A 1,268-nucleotide genomic window follows, 5' to 3' on the forward strand; every position below is an offset into this window, starting at 1 on the left:
GGGCAAGTGGGCCTGCAAGTGTTGCCAGCTTCTGGTGCAGGAGCCGGCCGCGCCCCAGGTATTTGACAACGCGCTGCCAACGCCCGGCCTGCAGGCTCACACCGTCATCAGCCGCTTCGTGGATCACATCCCCTACTACCGGCAAGAGCAGATCAACGCGCGTACGGGCGTGCGCATCCCGCGCTCCACGCTGGCGGCCTGGGGCGGGCAGACCGGGGCGCAGTTGATGCCGCTTCATGAGGCGCACCGGGCCTTCGTGCTCGCCTCGCGGATCGTGCACGCCGACGAGACGCCGATCTCGTTGCTGGACCCGGGCGCGGGCAAGACCAAAAAGGCCTATATGTGGGCCTACGCGCGAGGCGCCTTCGAGCCCGAGCCGGGGGTGGTGTTTGACTTCTGCGCGGGGCGCGGGGGCAAATACCCCTGCGAGTTCCTGACGGGCTGGAGCGGTACGCTGGTGGTGGACGCCTACAGCGGATACGACGCTGCGCTCGCGCTCGATGGGCGCAGCACTGCCTATTGCCTGGCCCACGCCAGGAGGAAGTTTGACGAATTGGTCAAGGCCAACGCGAGTGTCGTGGCCGCGCAGGCGATCCAGCGCATCGCCTGGCTGTACCGGGTGGAGGCCGACGCCCGGGATCTGCCGGCCCAGCAGCGGCTGCAGATGAGGCAGGAGCGGTCCGGGTCGCTGTGGCAGGAGTTGCATCTGTGGCTCCAACTGGAGCGCACGCGGGTGCCTGATGGCAGCGCCATCGCCAAAGCGATTGACTACAGTCTGAACCACTGGGCGGGGCTGGGGCGGTTCTTGCTGGACGGCGCTGTGCCGATTGACAACAACTACGTGGAGAACCGGATTCGGCCCTGGGCGCTGGGGCGGCGCAATTGGCTGTTCATCGGCTCTCAGCTGGCCGGCGAGCGGGCAGCAGTGGTGATGAGCTTGCTGCAATCGGCCAAGCTCAACGGGCATGAGCCGTGGGCCTACCTGAAGGATGTGCTCACGCGACTGCCGACGCAGCTGAACAGCCGCATCGAGGAGATGCTGCCCCACAAGTGGAAGCCCGCTGACTGAAGCCAGGCCGCTTGCGCATCCGCGCCGCATCGACAAGCTCACCGCTCTCCCGGCCATCAACCCGGCGAGCGCGCAGACGCTCAGCCAACGCGCCGCCATCGCCATCGCCGCCCTGCACACCGCTTGAACCATGTTCGCCATGGACGCAATGCTGGGGCGATGACTGAGTCAACTCAAGATGCCACGGCCAGACGCTTAC

At 66.8% G+C, this 1,268-nt stretch carries 1 protein-coding gene; it reads left to right on the forward strand.

The genetic code is table 11. The features are described 5' to 3' along the window. The coding region (tnpC, locus tag B7G53_RS22250) for an IS66 family transposase (protein WP_096671800.1) at positions 1 to 1,069 on the forward strand (1,069 nt) is incomplete at its 5' end. Positions 1,070 to 1,268 lie beyond the last annotated feature (199 nt).

It is taken from the genome of Polaromonas sp. AET17H-212, from assembly GCF_002379085.1.
In the GTDB taxonomy this organism is placed as follows: Bacteria; Pseudomonadota; Gammaproteobacteria; order Burkholderiales; family Burkholderiaceae_C; genus Polaromonas.